Source organism: Polaromonas sp. P1_G4 (genome assembly GCF_056405475.1).
Genome location: NZ_JBFUCA010000937.1, coordinates 1 through 866, shown reverse-complemented (window position 1 = coordinate 866; position 866 = coordinate 1). Strand labels below are relative to the sequence as shown.

Below are 866 nucleotides of genomic sequence, written 5' to 3'. Positions count from 1 at the left end.
TTACTGGCCATACAACTGAGGTGAAAATTTAGTAGGCTCTGGCAACGGCTCTACTTTCGGCTTGGTTGCGTTCCGTTGCTGGGTCATCCATTCCTGCAACTCCTCCTGTTCAGAGGAACCACAGCCGGACAGGCCCAATAAAATCCCTGCCAAACCGCAAAAAATTACCGCATATTTTCCTGCACTCATTTTTTGGCTCCAGGAGCGCTCTTGCGCTGCAAGGCTACTTCATCATTGTCCAGATAGCGGAACGTTTTGGCTGTGGTATCCATAACCAAGGTACTATCTTTGCCTGGCGTTATGCTCAGATTATTCAGAGTGACAATGCGGGAAAGATTGGCAATATCAGCTGCAAAAGCACCGATATCGTGATATCTGCCAGTGACTCGAACAGCGATCGGCAATTCCGCGTAATACTCCCTCACGCTCACCTGACCTGGACGAAACAATTCGAACTGCAGACTACGCCCCAAACCCGCCTGATTAATATCAGAAAGCAGTGCGTCCATTTCGGCCTTGCTCGGTAGTTGCTTTTCAAGCTGGGTTACATATTGTTGAACCTGTTCGCGCTGCTTCTTCAGCGCATCCAGATTGACAGCCTGTGCAAGCTTCTTTGTGTAATCTTCCTTGAGCTTGACTTCCTTGGCTTTCTCCGCCGTCAACTCTTCATCGGACGCGCTGAGCCATACAAACCAGAGAGCCACGACAACAAAAATCGTGACGGCCAAACAAAGGAGGTAACGTGGAAGTGCTGGCCATGAAGGTGGATCATTGGGATCCAGTCCCGTAAACTGGGACTTCAGACTGCTTTGAATTGCTGCAAAGTCGATGGAATTTTTAGAGATTTTTGCCATGGTCAAACTCGT

The 866-nt window shown here is 48.8% G+C and carries 2 protein-coding genes; both read right to left on the bottom strand.

Going from position 1 to position 866, the window contains the following annotated elements; translation table 11 throughout:
- Positions 1-189, bottom strand: a complete 189-nt coding sequence (locus AC1D1X_RS24580) for a hypothetical protein (RefSeq protein WP_477699523.1) — start codon at positions 187-189, stop codon at positions 1-3.
- Complete coding sequence (locus tag AC1D1X_RS24575) at positions 186-854, bottom strand: type IV pilus inner membrane component PilO (protein ID WP_477669884.1); 669 nt, start codon at positions 852-854, stop codon at positions 186-188. The genes AC1D1X_RS24580 and AC1D1X_RS24575 overlap by 4 nt, the downstream gene beginning before the upstream one ends.
- Positions 855-866 lie beyond the last annotated feature (12 nt).